21 protein-coding genes are annotated in these 23,937 nt (G+C 65.5%); 12 read left to right on the top strand and 9 right to left on the bottom strand.

All coding sequences use genetic code 11. From position 1 onward, the window contains the following. Positions 1-15: 15 nt before the first annotated feature. From ASD86_RS22310 to glmS, 5 genes are all read right to left on the bottom strand, one after another. A complete protein-coding gene (locus ASD86_RS22310; RefSeq protein ID WP_056116023.1) occupies positions 16-198 on the bottom strand; it encodes a hypothetical protein in 183 nt (60 codons plus the stop codon). Further along, the gene (locus ASD86_RS22305; protein WP_056116021.1) at positions 195-1,364 is read right to left on the bottom strand and encodes an HEXXH motif-containing putative peptide modification protein; all 1,170 of its coding nucleotides are present in this window, start codon (positions 1,362-1,364) and stop codon (positions 195-197) included. The genes ASD86_RS22310 and ASD86_RS22305 overlap by 4 nt, the downstream gene beginning before the upstream one ends. A gap of 12 nt (positions 1,365-1,376) precedes the next feature. After that, entirely contained in the window at positions 1,377-2,552 is a 1,176-nt protein-coding gene (locus tag ASD86_RS22300; RefSeq protein ID WP_082578624.1) for a radical SAM protein, read from the bottom strand. A 128-nt stretch (positions 2,553-2,680) separates the two neighbouring features. Beyond that, positions 2,681-2,848 (bottom strand): hypothetical protein, encoded by a 168-nt coding sequence (locus tag ASD86_RS27035; RefSeq protein ID WP_157477020.1) that lies wholly within the window; start codon positions 2,846-2,848, stop codon positions 2,681-2,683. Between the two features lie 214 nt (positions 2,849-3,062). After that, on the bottom strand, positions 3,063-4,895 hold the full coding sequence (gene glmS, locus ASD86_RS22295; protein WP_056116016.1) for a glutamine--fructose-6-phosphate transaminase (isomerizing): 1,833 nt from the start codon (positions 4,893-4,895) through the stop codon (positions 3,063-3,065). Positions 4,896-5,083: 188 nt separating this feature from the next. On the opposite strand from glmS, the gene ASD86_RS22290 reads away from it, so the two are divergent. From ASD86_RS22290 to ASD86_RS22255, 8 genes are all read left to right on the top strand, one after another. Continuing rightward, complete coding sequence (locus ASD86_RS22290) at positions 5,084-6,367, top strand: efflux RND transporter periplasmic adaptor subunit (RefSeq protein WP_056116013.1); 1,284 nt, start codon at positions 5,084-5,086, stop codon at positions 6,365-6,367. Positions 6,368-6,369: 2 nt separating this feature from the next. Beyond that, positions 6,370-6,612, top strand: a complete 243-nt coding sequence (locus ASD86_RS22285) for a hypothetical protein (protein ID WP_157477018.1) — start codon at positions 6,370-6,372, stop codon at positions 6,610-6,612. 228 nt (positions 6,613-6,840) lie between these two features. Beyond that, complete coding sequence (locus ASD86_RS22280; RefSeq protein WP_056116009.1) at positions 6,841-7,611, top strand: ABC transporter ATP-binding protein; 771 nt, start codon at positions 6,841-6,843, stop codon at positions 7,609-7,611. Positions 7,612-7,621: 10 nt separating this feature from the next. Next, the gene (locus ASD86_RS22275; RefSeq protein ID WP_056116547.1) at positions 7,622-8,953 is read left to right on the top strand and encodes an ABC transporter permease; all 1,332 of its coding nucleotides are present in this window, start codon (positions 7,622-7,624) and stop codon (positions 8,951-8,953) included. A gap of 8 nt (positions 8,954-8,961) precedes the next feature. Then, entirely contained in the window at positions 8,962-10,191 is a 1,230-nt protein-coding gene (locus ASD86_RS22270) for an FtsX-like permease family protein (protein ID WP_056116006.1), read from the top strand. Positions 10,192-10,393: 202 nt separating this feature from the next. After that, positions 10,394-12,280, top strand: coding sequence for a DUF885 family protein (locus ASD86_RS22265; protein WP_082578623.1), 1,887 nt, complete (start codon positions 10,394-10,396; stop codon positions 12,278-12,280). 183 nt (positions 12,281-12,463) lie between these two features. Next, entirely contained in the window at positions 12,464-13,822 is a 1,359-nt protein-coding gene (locus ASD86_RS22260) for a sigma-54 dependent transcriptional regulator (RefSeq protein ID WP_056116001.1), read from the top strand. 10 nt (positions 13,823-13,832) lie between these two features. Continuing rightward, positions 13,833-15,137, top strand: a complete 1,305-nt coding sequence (locus tag ASD86_RS22255; RefSeq protein WP_157477016.1) for an ATP-binding protein — start codon at positions 13,833-13,835, stop codon at positions 15,135-15,137. A 156-nt stretch (positions 15,138-15,293) separates the two neighbouring features. Here the strand turns inward: ASD86_RS22255 and ASD86_RS22250 are convergent, their stop codons facing one another. Then, entirely contained in the window at positions 15,294-15,677 is a 384-nt protein-coding gene (locus ASD86_RS22250; RefSeq protein ID WP_056115996.1) for a helix-turn-helix domain-containing protein, read from the bottom strand. Between the two features lie 102 nt (positions 15,678-15,779). Between ASD86_RS22250 and ASD86_RS22245 the strand changes: the two genes are divergently transcribed. Beyond that, entirely contained in the window at positions 15,780-16,529 is a 750-nt protein-coding gene (locus ASD86_RS22245; RefSeq protein WP_056115993.1) for a glucose 1-dehydrogenase, read from the top strand. Positions 16,530-16,650: 121 nt separating this feature from the next. Here ASD86_RS22245 and ASD86_RS22240 read toward each other — a convergent pair whose 3' ends face one another. After that, positions 16,651-17,439 (bottom strand): hypothetical protein, encoded by a 789-nt coding sequence (locus tag ASD86_RS22240; protein ID WP_056115989.1) that lies wholly within the window; start codon positions 17,437-17,439, stop codon positions 16,651-16,653. 533 nt (positions 17,440-17,972) lie between these two features. On the opposite strand from ASD86_RS22240, the gene ASD86_RS22235 reads away from it, so the two are divergent. Then, positions 17,973-18,842 carry a hypothetical protein gene (locus tag ASD86_RS22235; protein WP_157477014.1) on the top strand — a complete coding sequence of 290 codons (870 nt, stop codon included), beginning with the start codon at positions 17,973-17,975 and terminating at the stop codon, positions 18,840-18,842. A 180-nt stretch (positions 18,843-19,022) separates the two neighbouring features. On the opposite strand, the gene glmU is transcribed toward ASD86_RS22235, so the two are convergent. After that, positions 19,023-20,396 (bottom strand): bifunctional UDP-N-acetylglucosamine diphosphorylase/glucosamine-1-phosphate N-acetyltransferase GlmU, encoded by a 1,374-nt coding sequence (gene glmU / locus ASD86_RS22230; protein ID WP_056115983.1) that lies wholly within the window; start codon positions 20,394-20,396, stop codon positions 19,023-19,025. A gap of 101 nt (positions 20,397-20,497) precedes the next feature. Here glmU and ASD86_RS22225 point away from each other — a divergent pair, with 101 nt between their 5' ends. Then, complete coding sequence (locus ASD86_RS22225) at positions 20,498-22,111, top strand: glycosyltransferase 87 family protein (protein WP_082578622.1); 1,614 nt, start codon at positions 20,498-20,500, stop codon at positions 22,109-22,111. An 85-nt stretch (positions 22,112-22,196) separates the two neighbouring features. Here the strand turns inward: ASD86_RS22225 and ASD86_RS22220 are convergent, their stop codons facing one another. Continuing rightward, complete coding sequence (locus ASD86_RS22220; protein WP_082578621.1) at positions 22,197-23,120, bottom strand: glycosyltransferase; 924 nt, start codon at positions 23,118-23,120, stop codon at positions 22,197-22,199. A gap of 130 nt (positions 23,121-23,250) precedes the next feature. On the opposite strand from ASD86_RS22220, the gene ASD86_RS22215 reads away from it, so the two are divergent. Continuing rightward, positions 23,251-23,634: a GtrA family protein gene (locus ASD86_RS22215; RefSeq protein WP_056115977.1), complete on the top strand. Its 384-nt coding sequence runs from the start codon at positions 23,251-23,253 to the stop codon at positions 23,632-23,634. Positions 23,635-23,937 lie beyond the last annotated feature (303 nt).

Below are 23,937 nucleotides of genomic sequence, written 5' to 3'. Positions count from 1 at the left end.
CAAGAAATTGTAGGATCAGCCGACCGCGAGGTAGAGAAAACAGGCGGCCAGCAACACGACCAGCGTCAACGCCACGAGCACTCCCCCTGTCTGCGGAGCGACCAACCGCGATGGCGCGCCGGCTTCACGGATCGCGTGCGCGCGCAGAGCTTCGCGCCTGAACAACGGGCGTTCGGCCGAGCCATCGTCGTCGGTCATGGCTCGCCCCGCCGTCCCTGACGCTCGCTTACCGAAGCTTTCAACGCATTCCAGACCGCGCGCCCCGCCGGCGTGAGCGACGCCGCGCCGTCCAGGCCGGCGCAATAGTCCGAGTAGAACCAAAAATTCAACAGCTCCAACCGTTCCCGGCTGAATTCGCTCAACCCGCCCTCGTCCTGCAGATCCTCGTAGTAAAGAATCATGTTTCCTATTGCGTGAGCCGCTTGCAGCACGCGATCCACGGACCGTGGTTCTCTTTTCACCGGCGAATAGAAATAGTCCTCCGTCCCGGGCTCGACCAAGGGGTTCAGCAGCGAATAGGCGTAAAGATGTTGATGCGCGCATTCGTGCACGAGGTCCTCGCCGACCTTCACCGCGGGATTGGCCGACTGAAGAGCGATCAGGCCGGGATGGTCGCTGCTGCTGCCGGATGTGGAAATCGTCGGATCCGGCGAATCGACCAAGATGACGCCGGAAAGCCCGCTCGCGACCCAGTCGACAAAACGCGGGGCCCGGCTGGAAATAACTTCGAAGGCATCCGCAAGCATTCGGGTCGCGCCATCGACGCGATCTTGCTCATGCGTAAACGAGCTTCCGGTGGGAGCGCCGGTCACCCAGCAAAAAACATCCTCGTCCCGATTGTTCAACATGCCTGTCCACACCACGTAAGCCGGCGCCACCAAGCCGGTGCACCCGCTCAACCAGGGACTGAGCGAGGCGTCTTGAACCCGCCAGGCTTCATCGAACCGCTCGAACCGGTAATCGCCCATGTCCGATCGGATGGAAACAGCGGCGTCAGCGGCGCCTATTTCACAATCGCCGGCCACCGCGACCAAGGTGCCGGCGAAATACAGCCATTCCGGTCCATTGATGTTCACCCTCACCTGGCCGATGCCGCCGGTATGCAGAAAAGCGGCCGCTATCTGGGCCGCGGCCAGATCGGTCTTGCCATCGCGCAGAAATCCATGCGCGATGCCGACCTCGGGTATCCAGGAACGAAAAGCGCCCTTCTCAAGTCGCGCGAGCCCCGCCGGGATCGATTCGGTTGCATAGGCGTCGACGATCCGCTTTCTGGTCGTCGTCAATCTGGCTTTTCCGATCGTCTCGACAACCGCGGCGGCGCTGCCGCCATAGGGGCTTGAAAAGGCCTTCGCAAAACGCTCCATGCTTTCACCCGATCAGGCAAGTCTGGCCACGATGTCTTTTATCGGCATTCCGTTGCGGACCAGAAAGGCCCCGACCTCGGCATACATCTGCTGCAACCCGTTGCAATACAGCGACGGATTGTCGAAACCGTTGATCGACGCGTAACGATTGGCCGGCTTGCCGCCTCTGCATATACGCCACCAATCGCAATCCCGGCAGGCGGCCGGCCTGGCCATGGCCGCTACCTGCTGTTCGGACCATATTCCGGACTGGAACAGATCGCTGAGCTCATGCGTGGCGACATTCATTCCCATGTCGACGAAACGCGGATCCAGCCCATGCAGCGTATCCTCCGGGCCCAGGTCGCCATTCGACGAGACCGCGACGATATTCCTGTAGTCGTGAATGAATTCGTGCAACTGGTGCGCGGCCCGCGTGTCCGACAGACCGGCCAGTATTTCCGAGTACATCCGCACCCGCACGCTCGGATCCTTGTCCTTCAGCCATTCGCGCAAGGCCGAAAGCATGAACCTTTCCACGCCGCCCACGATATCGGCGGATGCGCCGGAATCGTAGCGATGATCGGGCGATAGAAAATTGATGTTCTTGACCGACAGGTCGTCCACGAAATGCCGATATGTCGCGGCGCCGTCCGCTTCGGGATTGATGACCGATAAAATTCCGGGCGGCGCGATCCGCCCCGCGCGGGCCGCCGCCTGCAACAGCCGCAGCCCGGATACCGTTTGCTCGTACGTGCTGCGGCCCTTCATATCGAGTCGATGCAGATCGTTGATGTCGCGCGTCCCGTCCAACGAAACGCCGACTGAAACTCGATACCGCTCGAACAACCCGACCCATTCCTCATTCAGCAGCGCGCCGTTGGTCTGCATGCCGAAATCGAATGCGAAACCATCCTCCTCGGCTCGCAGCAGATCGCATATCTCGGCAAAGCGGGCACGCTTCATAAGCAGCGGTTCGCCGCCGTGGAAAATCAGCGCGATGCGCTCGATTCCGTAATCCCTCGCCGCGACCTTGCAGAATCTCGCCAAGTGCCTGACCACGTCCAGGCCGACGAGGGGCGGATGACGTTTCCAGCTATCGTCTCCACTGAAGAAAAAATAGCAGTAGCTGCACTTCAAATTGCACCGCTCGGTGATCTTGAAGACCACATTCAATCTGCGCGCAACGGCCGCACCTGTTGTAGACATAGCTGGCACCGAAGAATGACAGTCGCCGCCGCCATCGGGCTTTCACCGAGGCGAGCACATGTGCACGTGGATTGCTCAAACCGAAAAACGCACCGCGGCGGATGCCGCAGTGCGTTCGTCGACTGCAATCAAACGGGACAGTCTCCGCCGGGGAAGCACTGACTGGTGGAAATATGCTGCGAGTGCCCGCCTCCGGAGATCAAATCGAGATTTGCGTCGATCAGATCCTGCGCGCCTTCGAGATCCAAGTCATTGCCTTCCAGCTTTTCCCTGATGAGGGATTCCACTTTTGACATAAATCACTCTCCTTATGTTTTATGCAACCCGAGCCATCGCGGCTTCAGGCGCGGCGGCCCAGCAAAGGCACGCCGCGATATTTTGTTAGCATCATTGCGACGCGGATTCAAGCGCCCAGTCCCTGAACTTCCTTGATCCGCGCCAATCAAGCACATGCACGACGAAGTGCCTGCTTGAATCCGCACATCGATTCCACATCGGGGCGGAACCGGCTCATTCCACCGTCACCGCCTTGGCCAGATTGCGCGGCTTGTCGACATCGGTGCCGCGCGCCAACGCGGCGTGATACGCCAGCAACTGCACCGGGATCGCATGCACCACCGGCGACAGGACGCCGACGTGGCGCGGGGTGCGGATCACGTGCACCGCTTCGGATTCGCCGAAGTGGCTGTCGAGGTCGGCGAACACGAACATCTCGCCGCCGCGCGCGCGCACTTCCTGAATGTTCGACTTCACCTTCTCCAACAGGCTGTCCTTCGGCGCGATCACCACCACCGGCATGGCCGCGTCAACCAGCGCCAGCGGGCCGTGCTTGAGCTCACCGGCCGGATAGGCCTCGGCGTGGATGTAGGAAATTTCCTTGAGCTTGAGCGCGCCTTCCAGCGCGATCGGGTAGTGCACGCCGCGACCGAGGAACAGCGCGTGCTGCTTGGGCGCGAAGCGATCGGCCCAGCCGATGATCTGCGGTTCCAGGTTCAGGGCGTGCTGCACGCTGCCGGGCAGGTGGCGCAGCGCGTCGATGAACTCGGCTTCCTTTTCCGGCGACAGCTTGCCGTGCAGCTTGGCCAGGGTCGCGGTCAGAGTGAACAGCGCCACCAGCTGGGTGGTGAAAGCCTTGGTCGAGGCCACGCCGATCTCGGCGCCGGCGCGGGTGTAGTAAACCAATTGGCTCGCGCGCGGGATCGCGCTCTCGGGCACGTTGCAGATCGACAGGGTCTTGTCGTGGCCGAGCGACTTGGCGTACTTCAGCGCCTCCATCGTGTCGAGGGTTTCGCCGGACTGCGAAATCGTCACGATCAACTGCTTCGGGTTCGCGACCGCGGCGCGGTAGCGGTATTCGCTGGCGATCTCGACCTGGCACGGCAGGCCGGCGATGGCTTCGATCCAGTAACGCGCGGTCAGGCCGGCGTAATAGCTGGTGCCGCAGGCCAGGATCTGCACGCCCTCGATCCCGGCGAACACCGATTCGGCCTGATCGCCGAACAGCGACGCCGAGAACGCGCCGTTGTCCATCACCGCTTCGATGGTGTCGGCGATCGCGCGCGGCTGTTCGTGGATTTCCTTCTGCATGAAGTGGCGGTACGGGCCGAGCTCCAGCGACGCCAGCGACACGTCCGAGACGTGGACCTCGCGGCTGATCGGCTTGCCGTGCTGATCGAACACGCGCACTTGCTCGCGGGTGACCTCGGCGGTGTCGCCTTCTTCCAGGAAGATCACCCGGCGGGTGGCCTGCAGGATCGCCGACACGTCGCTGGCGACGAAGTTCTCGCCCTCGCCCAGGCCGACCAACAGCGGACAGCCCATGCGCGCGGCGATCAGGCGATTGGGTTCGTTGCGGCTGACCACGGCGATCGCATACGCGCCGACCAGTTCATGCACCGCGGCCTGCACCGCGGCCAGCAGATCCAGGCCCTGCTTTTGATGGTGATGGATCAGGTGGGCGATGACTTCGGTATCGGTCTGCGATTCGAACGCGTAGCCGGCCGCGAGCAGGCGTTCGCGCTGCTCTTCGTGATTTTCGATGATGCCGTTATGGACCACCGCCAGTTCGCCGAAGCTGATGTGCGGATGCGCATTGGCCTCGGTGACGCCGCCGTGGGTGGCCCAGCGGGTGTGACCGATGCCCACCTGTGCGCGGAAGCCTTCGGCCTGCGCGGCGCCCTCCATTTCGCTGACCCGTCCGGTGCGGCGCACGCGGCGCAGTTGCGCGCCGTCGAACACGGCAATGCCGGCCGAGTCGTAGCCGCGATATTCCAGGCGCTTGAGGCCATCGATCAGGACCGGTACCACATCGCGATCCGCGATCGCTCCGACGATTCCGCACATGCTGGGGCTGCTCCTACAGGGGGGAACCCCAATTCTATCCGGGCACGGTTACCGGCACGTCCGGCGGACACTCTGTCCGTCCGGACGGACACCCGGACGGCGGTGTCCGTCCATATAAATCAATAAGTTAAAGTTGGCACGGGTTGTGCTTGGGTATAGGCAAGCACCTACCGCCGAGCCGACCCGCCATGAGCATCCGCGACACCGCCGCCCAAGACCACCGCGTCGCCGACGCCACCGTGCAGGGCCGTAATCGGCGGCGCTGGGTGCTCGGCGCCGGCGCCGGCGTGATCGCCTTGGGCGCGGGCGCGTGGCTGCTGTCGGGCTGGAGCGCCGGCAGCCAGTCGATCGGCGCCGACCGTCTGCGCATCGCCGCGGTCACCCGCGGCGATCTGGTCCGCGACATCGCCGCCGACGGCCGCGTCATCGCCGCCAACAGCCCGATCCTGTACGCCATCGCCGGCGGTTCGGTGGATCTGAAGGTCGTCGCCGGCGACGTGGTCAAGAAGGGCCAGGTGCTGGCCGAGATCGACAGCCCCGAGCTGCGCAGCAAGCTCGCCCAGGAACAGGCCACCCTGGCCAGCCTGGAAGCCGAGGCCAGCCGCGCCGAACTCGACGGCGAACTGGCGCGCTCCACCGCGCGCAAGGAGCTCGACCAGGCGCAGATCGAACGCGTCGCCGCGCAGCGCGACCTGGAACGCTATCAGCGCGCATTCGAGGGCGGCGCGATGGCCCAGGTCGATGTGGCCAAGGCGCAGGACGAATTGAAGAAGGCCGACATCGGCCTGAACCAGGCGCGCGGCGACATCGATCGTCAGGATCGCAGCGCCAACCTGGACACCCGCAACAAGCGCCTGCTCGCCGATCGCCAGCGCGCGATCGCGACCGAAGCGCAGCGTCAGGTCGAAGCGCTGACCTTGCGCGCGCCGTTCGACGGCCAGGTCGGCCAGGTCCAGGTCGCCCAGCGCGCCAACGTGGCGATCAACGATCCGGTGCTCAGCGTGGTCGACCTGGGCGTGTTCGAAGTCGAGATCAAGGTGCCCGAAAGTTTCGCCCGCGATCTGGCCATCGGCATCCCGGCGCAGATCACCAGCGGCAATGGCCAGCCGTTCGCGGCGCAGATTTCTGCGGTGTCGCCGGAAGTGGTCAACGGTGAAGTGGTCAGCCGCCTGCGCTTCAAGGACAAGCAGCCGCCGGGCCTGCGCCAGAGCCAGCGTCTGAGCGCGCGCATCGTGCTCGACACCCGCCGCAACGCGCTGATGGTCGAGCGCGGCCCGTTCCTGGAACAGTCCGGCGGCACCAGCGCCTATGTCGTCGTCAACGGCATCGCCACCCGGCGCGCGATCCGCACCGGGGTGAGCAGCCTGAGCAACGTGGAAATCCTCGAGGGTCTGCAGCCGGGAGACCGCATCGTCGTCTCCGGCAGCGACCAGTTCGCCAACGCCGAAACCGTCCGTATCTCTGGAGAATGATCATGAACGCAGCCAACCACAGCACCGACACCCGCACCGACCGCAACGACGCTTTCAACCCGCAGTGGAGCTCGCAGGAACTGGCCGACGCGGTGCCGCTGCGCCTGCACCAGCTGATCGATTTCGATCAGGTCCGCGACGCCGGCGATGCGCGCAGCGCCAATGCCGAAACCGTCGCGCGCCGCGCGCCGCGGATCCAACGTTATCTGGCGGCGTGTGCGCTGCCGATGTTCGTGGTGCGTTGAGGGGTGACCCGCAGCATGCGCTCTCCGCTTCTGCTTTAGCTCGTCATTCCCGCGAAGGCGGGCTCCGCTTTACTTCGGCGTAGCCGAACATCCAGAGACTTTTACGAATCCCGCACGAAATTCACTGGATTCCCGCTTTCGCGGGAATGACGAGCGAAAAGCAAAGCGCGCGAACGAATCCGAAACATCAACTACCCGCATCACTACAAGTTCAAGGAACCCACCCTCATGCTCGACATGCGCCAGGTCACCAAGGTCTACCGCACCGAACTCGTCGAAACCCACGCGCTGCGCTCGCTCGACCTGCATGTGCGCGACGGCGAATTCGTCGCGGTGACCGGGCCTTCGGGTTCGGGCAAGACCACCTTCCTCAATATCGCCGGCCTGCTGGAAACCTTCACCGGCGGCGAGTACAAGCTCGACGGCGAGGACGTGCGCGGCCTGTCCGACGATGCGCGCTCGCGCCTGCGCAACCAGAAGATCGGCTTCATCTTCCAAAGCTTCAATCTGATCCCCGACCTCAACCTGTTCGACAACTGCGACGTTCCGCTGCGCTACCGGCGCATGCCGGCGGCCGAGCGCAAGCAGCGCATCGAGCAGGCGCTGACCCAGGTCGGCCTGGGCTCGCGCATGAAGCACTACCCGGCCGAACTGTCCGGCGGCCAGCAGCAGCGCGCGGCGATCGCGCGCGCTCTGGCGGGCACCCCGCGCCTGCTGCTCGCCGACGAACCGACCGGCAACCTCGACTCGCAGATGGCGCGCGGGGTGATGGAACTGCTGGAGGAGATCAACGCCGCCGGCACCACCATCATCATGGTCACCCACGACCCGGAACTGGCCGCGCGCGCGCAGCGCAACGTGCATATCGTCGACGGCATGGCCACCGACCTGACCGCCGAGCCCAGCCTGGTCCGCGCGCCCACGCCGATGAGCAGCACGATGGACCACGCGACCGACGATGCGGCGCCCGCAGGCGCCGTCGACACCACCCACGCCTGAGGTCGCGGCCATGTCCGGCAACAGCCAGTTTGCTTATTACTTTCAGCTCGCCTTGCGCAGCTTCAAGCGCAACATCGTGCTGACCGCGCTGATGGTGCTCGCCATCGCGCTCGGCATCGGCGCGGCGATGACCACCCTCACCGTGTTCTACGTGCTCTCCGGCGATCCGCTGCCGGGCAAGAGCCACCAGGTGTTCCATCCGCGCCTGGATCCGCGCGCGATGAACGGTTACTCCCCCGGCGACGAACCGCAGGACGACATGAGCCGCCTCGATGCCGAAACGCTGTTGCGCGAAGCGCGCGGCGACCGCCAGGCGATGATGTCGTCGGGCAATATCGCGATCGAACCGCGCCGCGATAATCTGCCGGCGTTCCGTCAGGACTCGCGCCTGACCTCGGCCGACTTCTTCCCGATGTTCCAGGTGCCGTTCAAGCACGGCTCGGCCTGGAGCCGCGAGGACGACGCGCGCCGCGCGCGGGTGGCGGTGATCGGCACCAAGCTCAACGATCGCTTGTTCGGCGGCGGCAACAGCGTGGGTAAATCGATCTGGCTGGATCAGGCCGAGTTCCGCGTCGTCGGCGTGATCGAGGACTGGCACCCGCAGCCGAATTTCTACGACCTCAGCAGCGGCGACCGCGGCTTCGGCGGACCGGAGGAATTATTCGTTCCGTTCACCACCTCGCGCGATGTCCGCATGAATCCGCAGGGCAGCATCGACTGCTGGGGCGATAACAACGTCGACGACGAAGGCAACCGCAGCGTCAACGCCAAGTGCGCCTGGCTGCAGTACTGGGTCGAACTGGGCACGCCGGAAAAAGTCGCCGCGTACAAGCAATATCTGGAGAACTACAGCGCCCAACAGCGCGCCGCCGGCCGCTTCGAACGCCCGACCGCGCCCAAGCTCGACAACGTGATGCAGTGGCTGGACTTCAAGCGCGCGGTGCCCGGCGACGTACGCCTGCAAGTGTGGCTGGCGTTCGGCTTCCTGCTGGTGTGCCTGCTCAACACGGTCGGCCTGCTGTTGGCCAAGTTCCTGAGGCGCTCGGGCGAAATCGGCGTGCGCCGCGCGCTCGGCGCGACCCGCCGCGCGATCTTCGCCCAGTGCCTGGTCGAGGCCGGCACGATCGGTCTGGCCGGCGGTCTGCTAGGCCTGGTGCTTGCCCAACTCGGCCTGTGGGCGGTACGCCAGCAACCGGTGAGTTACGCCGCGCTGGCCCATCTGGACCCGACCATGCTGTTCACCACCTTCGCCCTGGCCGTCGTCGCCAGCGTACTGGCCGGGCTGTTGCCCGCCTGGCGTGCCTGTCAGGTCACGCCCGCCATCCAGCTCAAGAGCCAGTGAGGCCACGCATGGACATCCGCCCCATCCTCACCACGTTGCGCCGGCACAAGACCGCCGCCGCCCTGATCGTGTTCGAAGTCGCGCTGACCTGCGCGATCATCTGCAACGCCGTGTTCCTGATCAGCAACCGCATCGACCGCCTGCAGCGTCCCAGCGGACTGGCGGAGCAGGAAATCGTCCGCATCGCCATCCGCAGCATCAACAAGAGCGGCGACGCGCAGGCGCTGACCCGATCGGACCTGGCCACCTTGCGGGCGATTCCGGGCGTGATATCGGCCACCATCACCAATCAGATTCCCTATGGCGACTCGGCCTGGAACTCCTCGGTGCGGCTCGATCCCGACCAGAGAATTCCCACCGCGAGCACCAGCAACTACTACGCGACCTCCCAATTCATGAAATCACTGGGATTGAAACTGGTCGCGGGCCGCGAATTCACCGATGACGAAATACTTTCGTGGGCCGTGGTGAACGCGCCTGGCTACGAAGCGAGCCTGCCCTCGGCGATCATCACCCGCGCGCTTGGCGAAAAATTGTTTCCGGGACAACAGGCGGTCGGAAAGACCTTTTATATGTGGGGGGATAAACCGACCCGCGTCGTGGGAGTGGTCGAGCACCTGTTGCGTCCTAACGACTTGCTCTTCGGAGCGGGCGCTTCCGACTACTCGGTCATCGTTCCGCTGGAGGTGGACTACAACTTCGGCGTCTACGTCATTCGCACCGCTCCGGAGCGGCGCGATGAAGTCATCAAGGCCGCCGGCGAGGCGTTGACCAAGAATGGACCGGCTCGGATATTGAGCGAGAGCAACGACACGCTCGAAGCCATGAGCAAGAAGTTCTATCAAACCGACACCTCGATGATCTGGCTTCTCAGCGCGGTGTGCATCGCCCTGTTGATCGTCACCGCGCTCGGCATCATCGGCCTGGCCAGTTTCTGGGTGCAGCAGCGCACCCGCCAGATCGGCGTGCGCCGCGCATTGGGCGCGACCCGCGGCCAGATCCTGCGTTATTTCCAGACCGAGAACTTCCTGCTGACCAGCATCGGCATCGTGCTCGGCATGGCGATGGCGTTCGCGATCAACCTGGCCTTGATGAAGTACTACGAGTTGCCGCGCCTGCCCGCGCTGTACCTGCCGCTGGGCGCGCTGTGCCTGTGGGCGCTGGGCCAAGTGGCGGTATACGGCCCGGCCAAGCGCGCGGCGATGGTGCCGCCGGCGCTGGCGACGCGATCGGCCTGACCGCCGCGCGTTACGAACGTCACCCCTCGCCGCTCGCAAATGTCAGCTGCCCGCGAGGGGTGACTCAGGCAAGCTGCGGCACCGATGCCGCGCTCGCCCCATGACGTCACGCCGCATGACCTCACGCTCCGTCCGGCCTCGCGCCGGACGGGATCGGGACGATGCGCCCGCGTTTCGCCCCAACACCACACGGAGTCCCCACATGAGCCCTTCGTCCTCACATCGCATTCCGCGTCGCTCGCTGTCGCGTACCGCGCTGTCGACCGTCCTGTCGGCCGCGCTGTTCGGCGCCATGCTGCTGCCGGTCGCGCAGGCCGCGCCAACCGCCGCGACCGCCGACGCGGACGCCGCCATCGCCGACGCCGCGCAGGCCAGCGATGTCGCCGCGCGCCTGCAGGCCTTCAACGCGCTCATCGACGAGCAGTGGGAAAGCCTGATGCGCGAGCAGCCCGAACAGGCCAGCTTCTTCGGCGACTACCGCTACAACGCCGCCTGGGGCGATTTCTCGCTGGCCGGCGCGGCCAAGCACAATCGCGATACGAAGGAATTGCTCGCCCGCTTCAAGGCCGTCGACACCACCGGTTTCGCCGAAAGCGATCTACTCAATCACCGGCTGATGCTGCTGTGGCTCGAGGACGACCTGCGCGGCTATGCGCTCAAGTTCCATGAAATGCCGCTGGACCAGTTCAACGGCACCCATCTGTTCCTGACCATCATGGTCAAGTCGTTTCCGTTCAACGACACTCAGCAGTACGACGACTACCTCAAGCGCCTGCACGAGATCCCGCGCATCCTGCAGCAAGTCACCGAAGTGGCCCGCCAGGGCGCCAAGGACGGGCTGATGCAGCCGTCGTACCTGCTGGAAAAGGTCGCCGCGCAGTGCAACGGCATCGCCGACAGCGCCGGCGAGGACAATGTGTTCGCCGCCTCGCTGAAGAAATTCCCCGACAGCGTGCCGGCGGCCGAGCGCGAACGCTTGCGCAAGCAGATCCTCGCCGCGGTCAACGACGAAGTGCGCCCGGCCTATCGCCAACTGGCCGAGTTCGTCAGCAAGGAATACGCGCCGAAGGGTCGCAAGGAATACGGCGTGTGGTCGGTGCCCAACGGCGAGGCGCTGTACCGTTTTTCGATCGAACAGTTCACCTCGCTGGACGTGGCGCCCGAGCAGATCCACCAGCTCGGCCTGAGCGAAGTGGCCCGGATCGAAAAGGCCCAGACCGAAATCGCCAAGCGCCTGGGTTACGCCGACCTCAAGAGCATGCGCAACGCGGTAGCCGCCGATCCCAAGCGCCACGCCAGCTCGCGCGAGCAGATCCTGCAGTTGTATCGCGACTATCTGGCGCGGATGGACAAGCGTCTGCCCGAGCTGTTCGGCAAGCTGCCGACCACCAAGGTGCAGGTGCAGTCGGTCGAGGCCTGGCGCGAGAAGGAAGCCTCGGCCGCGCAGTACATGCCCGGCACGCCGGACGGCAAGCGCCCGGGCCTGATCACGGTCAACACCGGCGAACCGGAAAAGCGCCTGCTGACCCGGATCGAAGCGGTCGCTTATCACGAGGGCGTGCCCGGCCATCATCTGCAACTGTCGATCGCGCGCGATCTGCCGGCGCTGCCGAAATTCCGCACCTTGACCGGGCAAACCGCGTTCATGGAGGGCTGGGGCCTGTACTCGGAAGAACTCGGCAAGGAGATCGGTTTCTACCAGGATCCGTACAGCGATTTCGGCCGTCTGTCCGAGGAGCTGATCCGCGCCAACCGCCTGGTGCTCGACACCGGCGTGCATCACAAGCGCTGGACCCGCGAGCAGATGGTGCAGTGGATGCGCGATCACTCCGACATGGAGGAACCCACCATCCAGTCCGAAGCCGATCGCTACATCGCCTGGCCCGGACAGGCGCTGGCCTACAAGATGGGACAGTTGAAGATCCGCGAACTGCGCGCGCGCGCCGAAGCCAGACTCGGCAAACAGTTCGACATCCGCGCGTTCCACGACCAGATCCTCGGCGGCGGCGCATTGCCCTTGAAGGAACTGGAACTGCGCATCGATCGCTGGATCGCCTCGGTGCCGGCGCAGGCCGACAGCAGAAAATAATCGCGGCGCTCCTCTCCCTCTCCCGCCACGCGGGAGAGGGCCGGGGTGAGGGCCGCGCCGCCCATCGAACGCGCCACACACCACGCAGCACACGATCCACGCGTGGTCGCCGCCCCATGCCCCCACTGGCATACTCACCGCACTCGGCCGCCGTCACCGCGGCCCACTCCACACGGAACCCAGATGCGCACGGTCCTGGTCATCGACGACAACCCGGCGGTCGGCACCGCGCTGGACCTGCTGTTCGGCTTGCGCGAGATCCAGGTGATCGCCGTGCAGTCGCCCGAAGAAGGGCTGGAGACGCTGGCGCGCGAAGACATCGGCCTGGTCCTGCAGGATATGAACTTCACCGCCGACACCACCTCCGGCGAAGAAGGCGTGGCGCTGTTCCGCGCGATCCGCGCGCGCCACCCGGACCTGCCGATCATCCTGCTGACCGCGTGGACCCATCTGGACATCGCCGTCGACCTGGCCAAGGCCGGCGCCGCCGATTACCTGGCCAAGCCCTGGGACGATCAGAAACTGCTCGCCAGCGTCGAGAACCTGCTGGAACTCGGCGCGAGCACGCGCGAAATCTCGCGTCTGCACGAGCAACGCCGCAAGCTGCATCGCGACCTGGAAGCGCGTTACGACCTGCGCGGGCTGGTGTTCGGTTCCGAACAACTCGCGCGCGTGGTCGAGCTGGCCGGACACGTCGCCCGCGCCGACGTGCCGGTGCTGATCACCGGCCCCAACGGCGCCGGCAAGGAAAAGATCGCCGAGATCGTGCAGGCCAATTCCTCGGTCAAGTCCGGCCCGTTCGTGACCTTGAACTGCGGCGCGCTGCCGACCGAGCTGATCGAGGCCGAGTTGTTCGGCGCCGATGCCGGCGCCTACACCGGCGCCAACAAGATGCGCGAAGGCAAGTTCGAAGCCGCCGACGGCGGCACCTTGTTTCTCGACGAAATCGGCAACCTGCCGCCGACCGGGCAGATGAAGCTGCTGCGGGTGCTGGAAACCGGGCGCTTCGAACGCCTGGGCTCCAACCGCGAACGCCAGGTCAAGGTGCGGGTGATCAGCGCGACCAACGCCGATCTGCCCGCGATGATCCGTGATGGCCGTTTCCGCGAGGATTTGTACTACCGGCTCAACACCATCCAGATCGACATTCCGCCGCTGGCCGAACGCCGCGACGACGTGCTGCCGCTGGCTCGGCATTTCCTCCAGGACAATCCGCTCGCCGCCGGCAAGCGCCTGAGCGAGGACGCCGAGCGCGCGCTGTTGCATCACGCCTGGCCCGGCAACGTGCGCGAACTGCGCAACACCCTGCAGCGCGCGGCCCTGCTGGCGCGCGGCGACAGCATCGGCGTGGCCGACCTCGGCCTGCCCGCGGCCGCCGCGCAGCCGGCGATCGCGATCGGCGGCGACGAACTCGACCGCGCCACCATCGAAGCCGCGCTGGAGCGCGCCGGCGGCGTCCTGGCCCAGGCCGCGAGCGAACTGGGCCTGTCACGTCAGGCGCTGTACCGACGTCTTGAAAGACTCGGCATCAAGCGCGACTGAGGACATGAGCATGCGCCGCCCCCCATTGAGTCTGGTATTCAGTGCGATCGCGATGGCCTACCTCGCGGTCGGCGCCGCGGCCACGCTATGGCTGTCGCAATGGATCGGCAACCGCTGGCTGGTGCTGGCAATCGTGCTCGCGGTGCTGGCGCCGTTGCTGGTCTATCACGTACGACGCGCGTTCGCGCCGATGAATTCGCTGTTCCGCGCCCTGGCCGGCTCGGTCGCCAGTTATCGCGACGGCGATTACTCGATCAGCTTCCACTGGGATGGCAAGGGCGATCTGGGCGAACTGGTCGCCAGCCACAACCGCTTGGGCGACACCTTGCGCGAACAGCGTCTGAGCCTGGTCCAGCGCGAACTGCTGCTCGACACCATGGTCCAGAACACGCCGGTGGCGATGCTCTTGGTCGATCCCTCGCGCCGGATCATTCACGGCAACCTCGCCGCGCGCAAAGCCCTGGGCGAAGGCAGGCGCCTGGAAGGCCAGGATTTCTCCGAATTGCTCGCGCGCGCGCCGGTGCCGATGCAGGAAGCCTTCGATCGCGGCGGCGACGGCATGTTCACCGTCGGCGATATCGAGAACGAAGAGATCTACCACCTCTCGCGCCGCGTGTTCCGCCTCAACGGCCGCGCCCACGAACTGGTGCTGCTGCGCCAGCTCACCGCCGAACTGCGCCGCCAGGAAGTGCAGACCTGGAAGAAAGTGATCCGGGTCATCAGCCACGAACTCAACAACTCGCTGGCGCCGATCGCCTCACTCGCGCATTCGGGCGCCGAGCTGTTGCGCCGCGGCCAGTACGATCGCCTGCCGACCGCGCTGGCCACGATCGAAGACCGCGCGCGCCATCTGGAAGGGTTCATCCGCGATTACGCACGTTTCGCCAAACTGCCGGCGCCGCGGCTGGAGCCGATCGAATGGTCGCGCTTCGTCGAGCAACTGCGCAGCCAGGTCGACTTCGCCTTCGACGGCATTCAGGGCGACGCGATCGCGCGCGTGGACGTGGCTCAGCTCGAGCAATGCCTGATCAACCTGCTCAAGAACGCGCACGAATCCGGCTCGGCGCCCGAGGAAGTGCGCCTGCAGTTGCGCCGGGTGCAGGACGCATGGCGCATCGACATCCTCGACCGCGGCACCGGCATGAACGACTCGGTGCTGTCCAACGCGCTACTGCCGTTCTATTCGACCAAGCGCAACGGCACCGGCCTGGGCCTGGCGCTCGCGCGCGAGATCGCCGAGGCGCACGGCGGCCGCATCGCGTTGTTGAATCGCGAAGGCGGCGGTCTGTGCGTGTCGATGGTGTTGCCGGACTGAGCCGGGCTGCCCGCGCCGTGTGACCGATCACGCGCACGATCCGGATAGACGCTGCCATGGATGGCGCGGATCATCGCGCTCAGGCACTCATCGGGAACAACTCAAGCGCTTTTAAAAGCGCGCCGCGTTCAAGCGCGACGCCGCGGGCAGCCAACCCTAAACCGCTTTGGATCTGGCCGCGGCGGCTTTGCGCTTGGCAACCTTCGCGCGCTCGACCGCCTGCGCGCCATGCGCTGCCAGGATCGCGCCGATCAAACCCGGGAAGCGCTGCTCGACATCCGCGCAGCGCGTGGTGTTGTGCATTTCCACCCCGCGCCGCTCGCTGCGGATCAGCCCGGCTTCGCGCAGCGCGCGGAAATGCAGCGACAGGGTCGACTTGGGAATGCTGCGGTCGCTGACCTGGAGGAAATTGGAACAGTTCATCGCGCAGGCCGCGCCGGCCATCTGCGCGTAGATCGCCGCGCGCACGGGGTCCGACAGGGCGTGGAGGATGCCCTCCACGGTGATGTCCTCGATCGCGGGATGCACCAGGGGTTTCATGCGCCCATCTTAAAGGCCCTTGACTTCAAGTTCCATAGTTCATATGTTCTGAACTATTGGAATTAACCCCCGCTTCATCCCCCAAACAGGACTACATCGATCATGAGCAACAAACTCGCAGGCAAAGTCGCGCTGGTCACCGGCGCATCCAAGGGCATCGGCGCGGGCATCGCCAAGGCGCTCGCCGCGCAGGGCGCGTCGGTCGCGGTGAACTACGCCAGCAGCAAGGCCGGCGCCGACGCCGTGGTCGCGGCCATCGAAGCGGCCGGCGGCAAGGCCATCGCGGTGCAGGGCGACGTGTCCAAGACCGCCGACGCCCAGGCCATCGTCGACGCCACGGTCAAGCAGTTCGGCCGCCTCGACGTGCTGGTCAACAACTCCGGCGTGTACGCGTTCGGGCCGCTGGCCGAGATCACCGAAGAACACTTCCACCAACAGTTCAACGTCAACGTGCTCGGGCTGCTGCTGACCACCCAGGCCGCGTCCAAGCACCTGGGCGAAGGCGCCAGCATCATCAACATCGGCTCAGTGGTCAGCCGCATCACCCCGCCCGACAGCGCGGTCTACACCGGCACCAAGGGCGCGGTCGACGCGATCACCGGCGTGCTGTCGCGCGAACTCGGCCCGCGCAAGATCCGGGTCAATTCGCTCAACCCGGGCATGATCGAAACCGAAGGCACCCATTCGGCCGGCTTCATCGGTTCGGACTTCCAGAACTGGGCGGTCTCGCAGACGCCGCTGGGCCGCATCGGTCAGCCCGACGACATCGCCTCGATCGCCGTGTTCCTGGCCTCGGACGATTCGTACTGGCTGACCGGCGAACAGTTGCTGGCCGGCGGCGGTACGCGCTGAGTTTGGGTTCACGCCTGCGATCGCGGGCGTTCGCGCCATCGTGCGCCACGCCGCGGTTTCGGCCGCGGCGTGGCGCACGAGCGCGATCACGGATGTGTCAGCTCCATCTTTGCCGTGGCCGTCAGGCCCGCGCTTTCAGCAGCTTGAGCACCTGCCCCTGCTCGCGCTTGCTGCGAACGTGCTTGAGCAGGTATTCCAGCGTTTCGCGTTGGACATTCGCGGCGTCCATCACATAGGCATGGAAATGCCGGTCGCCTTCGCGAATCAGCTTGTGCACCTTTTCGCTGTCGCCGCGATGGCGATCGAACTGCGCCATCATCGCTTCGAGCCGGTAGTGGTCCTCGGCGGTCTGTTCGGACATGTCCTGGACGAACAGCTGCACCGATAGCCGGTCGTCCGGCCGCGCCTCCAAAAATACGTAGATCGAACTGCCGGCGCCGAAGTATTCGATCGCGCTGGCGGTTTCGCCGACGTAGAACTGGCGGACGAAGTGATACAGGCCGTTTTCGCCGAGCGGAATGCTGGCTTCGGAGGCTTTCCAACCCGGCCTGCGATGGAGAAAACGGATGTCGCCCGGCGCGAGCATGTCGACCATCTCGTAGCGGTCGGCCTCGCCTTGCGCCAGGAACATGATCGTGCCGCGCTGCGCGAGCCGATGCTCGCGCGCGGCCTCGCCGGGCAGCGCTTCGATCACCGAGAACTCGTTGCGCCAACTCTCGCCGAACCGCGGGTCCGGCGGCATCGGCACCTTGGCTCCGAATACGAACAATTCCCGCGCCGCTTCGCCGCCGAGCCGACGCATGTCCTCGACGCTCAAGGCCATACGGCCTATCAGGACCGAAGGCCGATGCTCGATGAGCGGATTGGTGAAGCCGAGGTCCACCCGCGCTTCGTCGATGCTGAGATTCATGCGTGCCGGCTCCTTCATGCCGCGACCAAAAACGCGAACGACTTTTTCTGAGCCGATCGCTTCCCGCTTTCTACCGTCGATTGCCGCGCGCGTCCAATCGCTCGCTCGGCGGTGTCTCCCTGGCGATCAGCGGCCGGCCGCGATGTTTGCGTCCCTCGCCAATCGTCATCGGCGCCGACCGCGAGATGTCGCAACCGATCAAGCACCGCGCGATACCGTGGCGAGCGAACGTCAACGCCGTCGCGTTTCAGACGATGCGACCTCGCCGGCATCGACACCGATCACCACATCGACGACACCAACCCGGTGATGGACCTTGCTGCCTGCGCCAATCGCGGCGTTGTCGATGTCTCGTCGAAGTTGCTCGCACGATCACATCTAGACGCAAGCGTGACGACGATGCTTAGCGACGGTAGGGGAGTGGCCCTCGCATTCGTTTCTAGAAACGACGACCGCGAACCTCAATCGGCACGGCGCGCGCGCGTCCGTCAAATCGAATGTGTTTTCCAAACAATGGAAGAGGAGATTCGCCAATGCTTAGCAAATCTACGCTTTTTTCCGCCGGTTTAATGGCATTTCTTGCGAGTTCCGCCGCTGACGCGCGCAACGTCGTATTCCTGAATAATCCCTCGCCGCAAAACGTAAGCGATGTCGGACGCTTCATCGTCAAAGGCACCGGCAAGCCGTTCTTTTCCGATCTCGTGCTGTTCGCCGCCAACATCAACGGCAGCACCCCGAATACGCCGGTACTGTTCTACAACTCGCAGATGAGCACGATCCTGAACAACAACATCGCCATCGTCAGGCAGTTGCAGCAGAAGGGTATCAAGGTGCAGATCTCATACCTGGGCAATCATCAGAACGCGGGTTGGTCGTGCAACATGAGTGCCAGCGCCGCGGCCCAGCTCGGCAATGCGATGGTGGCGGAGGTGGTGAGGTACGGCCTCAACGGCATCAACGTCGACGACGAGTACTCCACCTGCTCGGGTAACGCGAGCGCGTTCTATTCCGTGCTCAGCGCGATCAGGAGCAATTCGGGTTTTTCCGGCAAGACCCTGAGCAAGGCGCTGTGGTCGGACTCGCAGTATTTTTCCGCGCCCTACAACGCCGCGACCAAGCTGACCGAAGGCTATGAGATGACCTATGGCGGCAGCGTCAGCTATCTCACCCCGTATGTCGGTTACGGCATGCTCAAGAGCAACCTGTTCCTCGGCATCTCGCCGGAATTCAGTTCGGCCACGCAGGCGCGGACGATCGCGGCGAACGTCGCCAGCGGCGGCTATCAGGGCGTGATGATCTGGGCGCCCAACGCCTTCCTCAGCAACAGCGCTGCGGCCAGTTACTACACCCAGATCATCAAGGCGCAGGCCGGCAGTACCGCATCGGTGGAATACGTTCCGTGATGCGATCGTGGCAGCGAACGCGCACGGTGTACGCGTAGACGTAACCGCCCCGGTTCGCAGCAATCCGATGCCTTGCCCGCCGTGAGTCGGCGGGGTTTTACCCGAGTTTGGGAAGCCAACCGGCTTCCCAAACTCTCCGCGGCGAGCGGCGCCCAACGCAACGACGCACCGCGCCGCCGATCACTCTTGCGGCTTTCTCTTCACCGGCCGCTTCCAGCCTTCCACCGTCGACTGACGCGCGCGACCGATGCTCAGCTCGCCGGCCGGCGCCGGCCGGGTAATCACCGAACCGGCGGCGATGGTCGCGTCCTTGCCGATCGTGACCGGCGCGACCAGCGAGGAGTTCGAACCGATGAACGCGCCGTCCTCGATCGTGGTGGTCGACTTGTTCACGCCGTCGTAGTTGCAGGTGATGGTGCCCGCGCCGACGTTGACGCCGCTGCCGATCACCGCATCGCCCAGGTAGGTCAGATGATTGGCCTTGCTGCCCACGCCGATGCGCGCGTTCTTGGTCTCGACGAAATTGCCCACATGCGCGCCGTCGGCGAGCACCGTGCCCGGACGCAGGCGCGAGTACGGACCGATCACCGCCGCGCCCTCGACCACCACGCCGTCGAGATCGCAATGCGCGCGCACCACCGTGCCGGCGGCCAGCTTGACGTCGCGCAGCCGGCAGAACGGACCGATCTGCACGCCGTCGCCGAGTTCGACCCGGCCTTCGAGCACCACGTCGACATCGATCTCCACGTCCTGGCCGACACTGACCGTGCCACGCAGATCGAAGCGCGAAGGATCGGCCAGGCGCGCGCCCTGCACGCAGACGGCACGCGCGGCGCGCAATTGATATGCGCGTTCGAGCTGGGCCAGTTGCCACGGGTCGTTGGCGCCTTCGACTTCGACCGGATCGGCGACATGCACCATCTCGGCCGGGCTGTACTCGGCCGCGGCCGCGGCGAACACGTCGGTCAGGTAATACTCGCCCTGCGCGTTGTCGTTGCCGAGGCGATCGAGCCAGCGGCGCAGCGGTTCGCCGTCGGCGACCAGGATGCCGGTGTTGACGGTGCGGATCTCGCGCTGTTCTTCGTCGGCGTCCTTGTGCTCGACAATGCGGCCGACCCGGCCCTCGGGATCGCGGACGATGCGGCCGTAACCGGTCGGGTCGTCCATGTCGGCCACCAGCACCGCCAATCGGCCCGGCGCGGCCAGCAGCCGCCGCAACGTGTCCGCCGTGATCAACGGCACATCGCCGTACAACACCAGCACGCGTGCGTCCTGTGGCACACCCGGCATCGCCTGTTGCACGGCGTGGCCGGTGCCCAGGCGCTGTTCCTGCTCGGCCCAGTGCAGATCGCCCTGGCCGTCGAACGCGGCGCGGACCTGCTCGCCGCCGTGGCCGTAGACCACATGGATGCCGGCCGGGCTCAACGCCCGCGCGGTTTCGATCGCGTGCGCCAGCATCGGCCGGCCGGCGATCTTCTGCAGTACCTTGGCCGTCGCCGACTTCATGCGCTTGCCCTCGCCGGCGGCGAGAATCACGATGTGCAGCTGGTTCATCGACTCATGAGCCATGTATGAAATCTTCCTTACATTCGGTTGCTTGACGTGGGCCCCCCGTCGAGGACGAATCTTAGCAATTCACCGTTGAAGGACCCTGTATGCCCATCGACCGCGCTGCTCGGCGAACCGCCGCACTGGTGGCCCTGTTCTTTACCACGATCGCGATCGTGGGACTGCGTCAGGACGCGAACTGGGACCTGCGCAACTACCACCTGTATACGCCGCTGGCCTGGATGGAGGGGCGGCTGGACAGCGATATCGCGGTGGCGCAGCTGCAGACCTGGCACAACCCGATCGTCGACCTGCCTTTCGCGCTGATGGTTCGCGCCGGGGTCGGCGGGGTGCCGATCACCGCCTGGCTGGCCATTCCGAGCGTGCTGGCGCTGTTCTTCGCCTTGCGCCTGCTCGACACGCTGCTGCCGGCGCAGCGCAGCCGCGCCCGCACCTGGATCGCCGGGTTCGTGGCCATCACCGGCGCGGCGGTGTACCCGAGCACCGCGGCGATCTTCAACGACCACATCGTCGGTGCGCTGATGCTGGCCGCGCTGTACTGGCTGGCGACCTCGCCACAGCGGCGCGGACCGTTCGCGACCTGGCTGCCGATCGGCCTGCTGGCCGGCGCGGCGGCCGGCTTCAAGCTCACCGCCGCGACCTACTGCCTGGGCTTCATCGCCGCGGCGCTGGTCGCCGGCCCCGCGCGGCAGCTGCCCGCGCGCATCGGCGCGCTGGCGCTCGGCGGCGGCGTCGCCGCGCTGCTGTGCTGGGGGCCGTGGGGCTGGTACCTGTGGCAGCACCACGGCAACCCGTTGTTCCCTTATTTCAACCAGTGGTTCCAATCGCCCGATGCCCTGCCCGAATCCATGCGCGACCTGCGCTACCTGCCCGACGGCGCACTGCAGTACTTGAACGCGCCGTTGCGCATGCTGCGCCGCAGCCGCGATTTCTCCGAAGTGGTGCTTGCCGATCCACGGGTCCTGCTGGGCATGATCGCGCTCGCGATCTGGGTGTGGCGGGGCCGGGTGCGCGGCGATGCGATCGCGCCGCCATCCGCGCCCATCGCGGGCGATACGAACGATGCGAACGACGAGGCTTCGATCCGCCTCGCGCTGCGCTGGCCGTTGCTGGCGTTCGTGCTGGTCAGCTATGTCGGCTGGCTGGCGATGTACAGCATCTACCGCTATCTGCTGCCGCTGGAACTGTTGTTCTCGATGTTGATCGTCGGCGTGGTCTCTGTCCTGTTCGCCAAGCGCCGGACCCGCACCGCCATGCTCGTCGCGATGGTACTGGTGGTCGCGCCGACCAAGCATCCGAGCTGGGGCCGCGACCCGTTCCGTTCGCCGATGATCGAAGTGAGCTACCCGGCGCTGCCGAAGCACAGCGTGGTCCTGACCAGCACCAATCACCCGATCGGGCACGCACTCGCGTTCCTGCCGAGCGACGTGCCGGCGATGGCGATCCACAACAACTTCATGGACCCGCAGCGCTGCACGCGGCTGCAGGAGCGCGTCGAACGCACCGTCGCCACCAATTCCGGTCCGCTGTGGCTGCTGCGCCCAGTGCGCGTGGACCCGCCGGCCGCCGAACGCATGGCGTTGTACGGACTGACGGTCAGCGGCGCTTGCCGGCCGCTGCGCAACACGCTGGCGAAGCTCGAACTGTGTCCGCTGACGCGCGCGCCGTTCGCGCCGATCTGCGTGAAGGCGGCGCCATGAACGTGGACGCGACCCTGATGGGTCGCACCAAACTCCGGATCGATCACGCGATGGCCGCAGCCATGCGCCCGGCCGGACGCATCGCTCACTCCGGCGTGTGCCGCACCACGTGGTCGGTGATCAGCCGCAGGATTTCGTTGCTGCGCCGGTTCACCGTGTCGAGGATCAGGCCGGTCGCGAGCAGGATGAAGGAGGTCAGCGCGAGCGCGGCGGCCAGCACCGCGGTCGACGGATGGGTCACTGCGCCGGTCAGGCTGAATTCGTGGACCACGAACGCGCCGAAGCCGAGGCTGGCCAATGCAGCGATCAACGCGGCGACGCCGAAGAAGCGCAACGGGCGCAGATCCTTGAACAGGAACCCGATCGTGCGCAACACGCGGAAGCCGTCGCGGAAGGTGTTGAGCTTGGACACGCTGCCTTCCGGACGCACGCCGTAAGGCACGGTGCGTTCGCTCAGCACGAAGGCGTTGGCCATCGCGAACACGGTCATCTCGGTTTCGATCTCGAAGCCGCGCGACAGCACCGGCATCGATTTGACGAAGCGGCGCGAGAACGCGCGATAGCCCGACAGCACGTCGCGCACCGGCTGGCCGAACAGGCTGCCGATGCTCCAGCGCACCAGGCGGTTGCCGAAGCCGTGAAAGCGTCGGAACGAACCCGAATCGTGCGATTCCAGGCGCGTGCCGACGACCATGTCGGCGTGGCCGTTGACGATGTCCTCGAGCAACTGCGGCGCGTGCTCGGCCGGGTAGGTGTCGTCGCCGTCGACCATCAGGTACACGTCGGCGTCGACCTCGCGGAACATCGTCCGCACCACGTTGCCCTTGCCCTTGGCCGGCACCCGATGCACCCGCGCGCCGGCGGCGCGCGCGATCGCGGCGGTGTCGTCGGTGCTGGCGTTGTCGAACACCCAGATCTGGGCGTCGGGCAGGACGCGGCGGAAGTCGGCGACCACCTTGGCCACCGTCCGGGCTTCGTTGTAACAGGGGATCAGAACCGCGCTGCGCAAACCGCCGCTCCGTCGTGCCGGTGAGTGATGGCCGCGATGGTACAGCCTGGCTTGGCTAGAATGCGCGGATGACCGCACTCCCCCCTGTCCGGCCGCATCGCTTCCGCTTCGTTCGCCTGGGAACCCGCGCGTGAGCCTGGGCCGGCAAGGCCGCAACTATCTGTTGTTCGGCGCGCTGCAGTATTTCCTGGACTGGGGCGTGATGGTCGGCCTCAGCCACCTGGGCATGCCGGTGGAAGCGGCCAACCTGACCGGCCGCGTCTGCGGCGCGCTGCTCGGGTTCTGGCTCAACGGCCGCTTCACCTTCGCCGGCGACGACACCCGGGTCGGGCGCCGGCAGTTCGCGCGCTTCGTGACCATGTGGATCGGCACGACGATTCTCAGCACCTGGGCGATCAGCACGGTCGATTCCTATGCCGGCCTGCAATGGACCTGGGCGGCCAAGCCGGTGATCGAGGTGATACTCGGCGGAGTCGGGTTCGTGATGTCGCGGTATTGGGTGTATCGGCGCTGAGAGCTCGGCTGGGTTTTTGCGCCGGCTTGGTCGCACAAAGGTTCGCGTGCGGGGCCGAGCGCGAATTCGAATCTTCATGGAAACGCAGAGAATTCGCCCACTTTAAAAAAGGGGGCTGGCGCCTGGGTTGTCGCTTGCGTGGTTGATCACGAATGCGCCGGGGGATTTGCTTTTGCTTGTGATGAATCGTCGCGATTGGCGGCAAAAGCAAATCCCCCCTGCCCCCCCTTTTCAAAGGGGGGAACAGCATGGGCGTACCGCCACCTGTCGCATTAACGCAAATCCCAAAACGAAAAACGCCGG

The sequence above is a fragment of the Lysobacter sp. Root690 genome, from assembly GCF_001427785.1.
In the GTDB taxonomy this organism is placed as follows: domain Bacteria; phylum Pseudomonadota; class Gammaproteobacteria; order Xanthomonadales; family Xanthomonadaceae; genus Lysobacter.
This window is presented reverse-complemented; position numbering and strand designations above follow the sequence as displayed.

Excerpts from the sequence above, each read along its gene's own strand:
- ASD86_RS22270 (WP_056116006.1), top strand. The coding sequence starts at position 8,962 with ATGGACATCCGCCCCATCCTCACCACGTTGCGCCGGCACAAGACCGCC.
- ASD86_RS22255 (WP_157477016.1), top strand. The coding sequence starts at position 13,833 with ATGCGCCGCCCCCCATTGAGTCTGGTATTCAGTGCGATCGCGATGGCC.
- ASD86_RS27035 (WP_157477020.1), bottom strand. The coding sequence starts at position 2,848 with ATGTCAAAAGTGGAATCCCTCATCAGGGAAAAGCTGGAAGGCAATGAC.
- ASD86_RS22265 (WP_082578623.1), top strand. The coding sequence starts at position 10,394 with ATGAGCCCTTCGTCCTCACATCGCATTCCGCGTCGCTCGCTGTCGCGT.
- ASD86_RS22235 (WP_157477014.1), top strand. The coding sequence starts at position 17,973 with ATGCTTAGCAAATCTACGCTTTTTTCCGCCGGTTTAATGGCATTTCTT.
- ASD86_RS22275 (WP_056116547.1), top strand. The coding sequence starts at position 7,622 with ATGTCCGGCAACAGCCAGTTTGCTTATTACTTTCAGCTCGCCTTGCGC.
- ASD86_RS22225 (WP_082578622.1), top strand. The coding sequence starts at position 20,498 with ATGCCCATCGACCGCGCTGCTCGGCGAACCGCCGCACTGGTGGCCCTG.
- ASD86_RS22300 (WP_082578624.1), bottom strand. The coding sequence starts at position 2,552 with ATGTCTACAACAGGTGCGGCCGTTGCGCGCAGATTGAATGTGGTCTTC.
- glmS (WP_056116016.1), bottom strand. The coding sequence starts at position 4,895 with ATGTGCGGAATCGTCGGAGCGATCGCGGATCGCGATGTGGTACCGGTC.
- ASD86_RS22240 (WP_056115989.1), bottom strand. The coding sequence starts at position 17,439 with ATGAATCTCAGCATCGACGAAGCGCGGGTGGACCTCGGCTTCACCAAT.
- ASD86_RS22310 (WP_056116023.1), bottom strand. The coding sequence starts at position 198 with ATGACCGACGACGATGGCTCGGCCGAACGCCCGTTGTTCAGGCGCGAA.
- ASD86_RS22305 (WP_056116021.1), bottom strand. The coding sequence starts at position 1,364 with ATGGAGCGTTTTGCGAAGGCCTTTTCAAGCCCCTATGGCGGCAGCGCC.
- ASD86_RS22245 (WP_056115993.1), top strand. The coding sequence starts at position 15,780 with ATGAGCAACAAACTCGCAGGCAAAGTCGCGCTGGTCACCGGCGCATCC.
- ASD86_RS22280 (WP_056116009.1), top strand. The coding sequence starts at position 6,841 with ATGCTCGACATGCGCCAGGTCACCAAGGTCTACCGCACCGAACTCGTC.
- ASD86_RS22250 (WP_056115996.1), bottom strand. The coding sequence starts at position 15,677 with ATGAAACCCCTGGTGCATCCCGCGATCGAGGACATCACCGTGGAGGGC.
- ASD86_RS22290 (WP_056116013.1), top strand. The coding sequence starts at position 5,084 with ATGAGCATCCGCGACACCGCCGCCCAAGACCACCGCGTCGCCGACGCC.
- ASD86_RS22285 (WP_157477018.1), top strand. The coding sequence starts at position 6,370 with ATGAACGCAGCCAACCACAGCACCGACACCCGCACCGACCGCAACGAC.
- glmU (WP_056115983.1), bottom strand. The coding sequence starts at position 20,396 with ATGAACCAGCTGCACATCGTGATTCTCGCCGCCGGCGAGGGCAAGCGC.
- ASD86_RS22260 (WP_056116001.1), top strand. The coding sequence starts at position 12,464 with ATGCGCACGGTCCTGGTCATCGACGACAACCCGGCGGTCGGCACCGCG.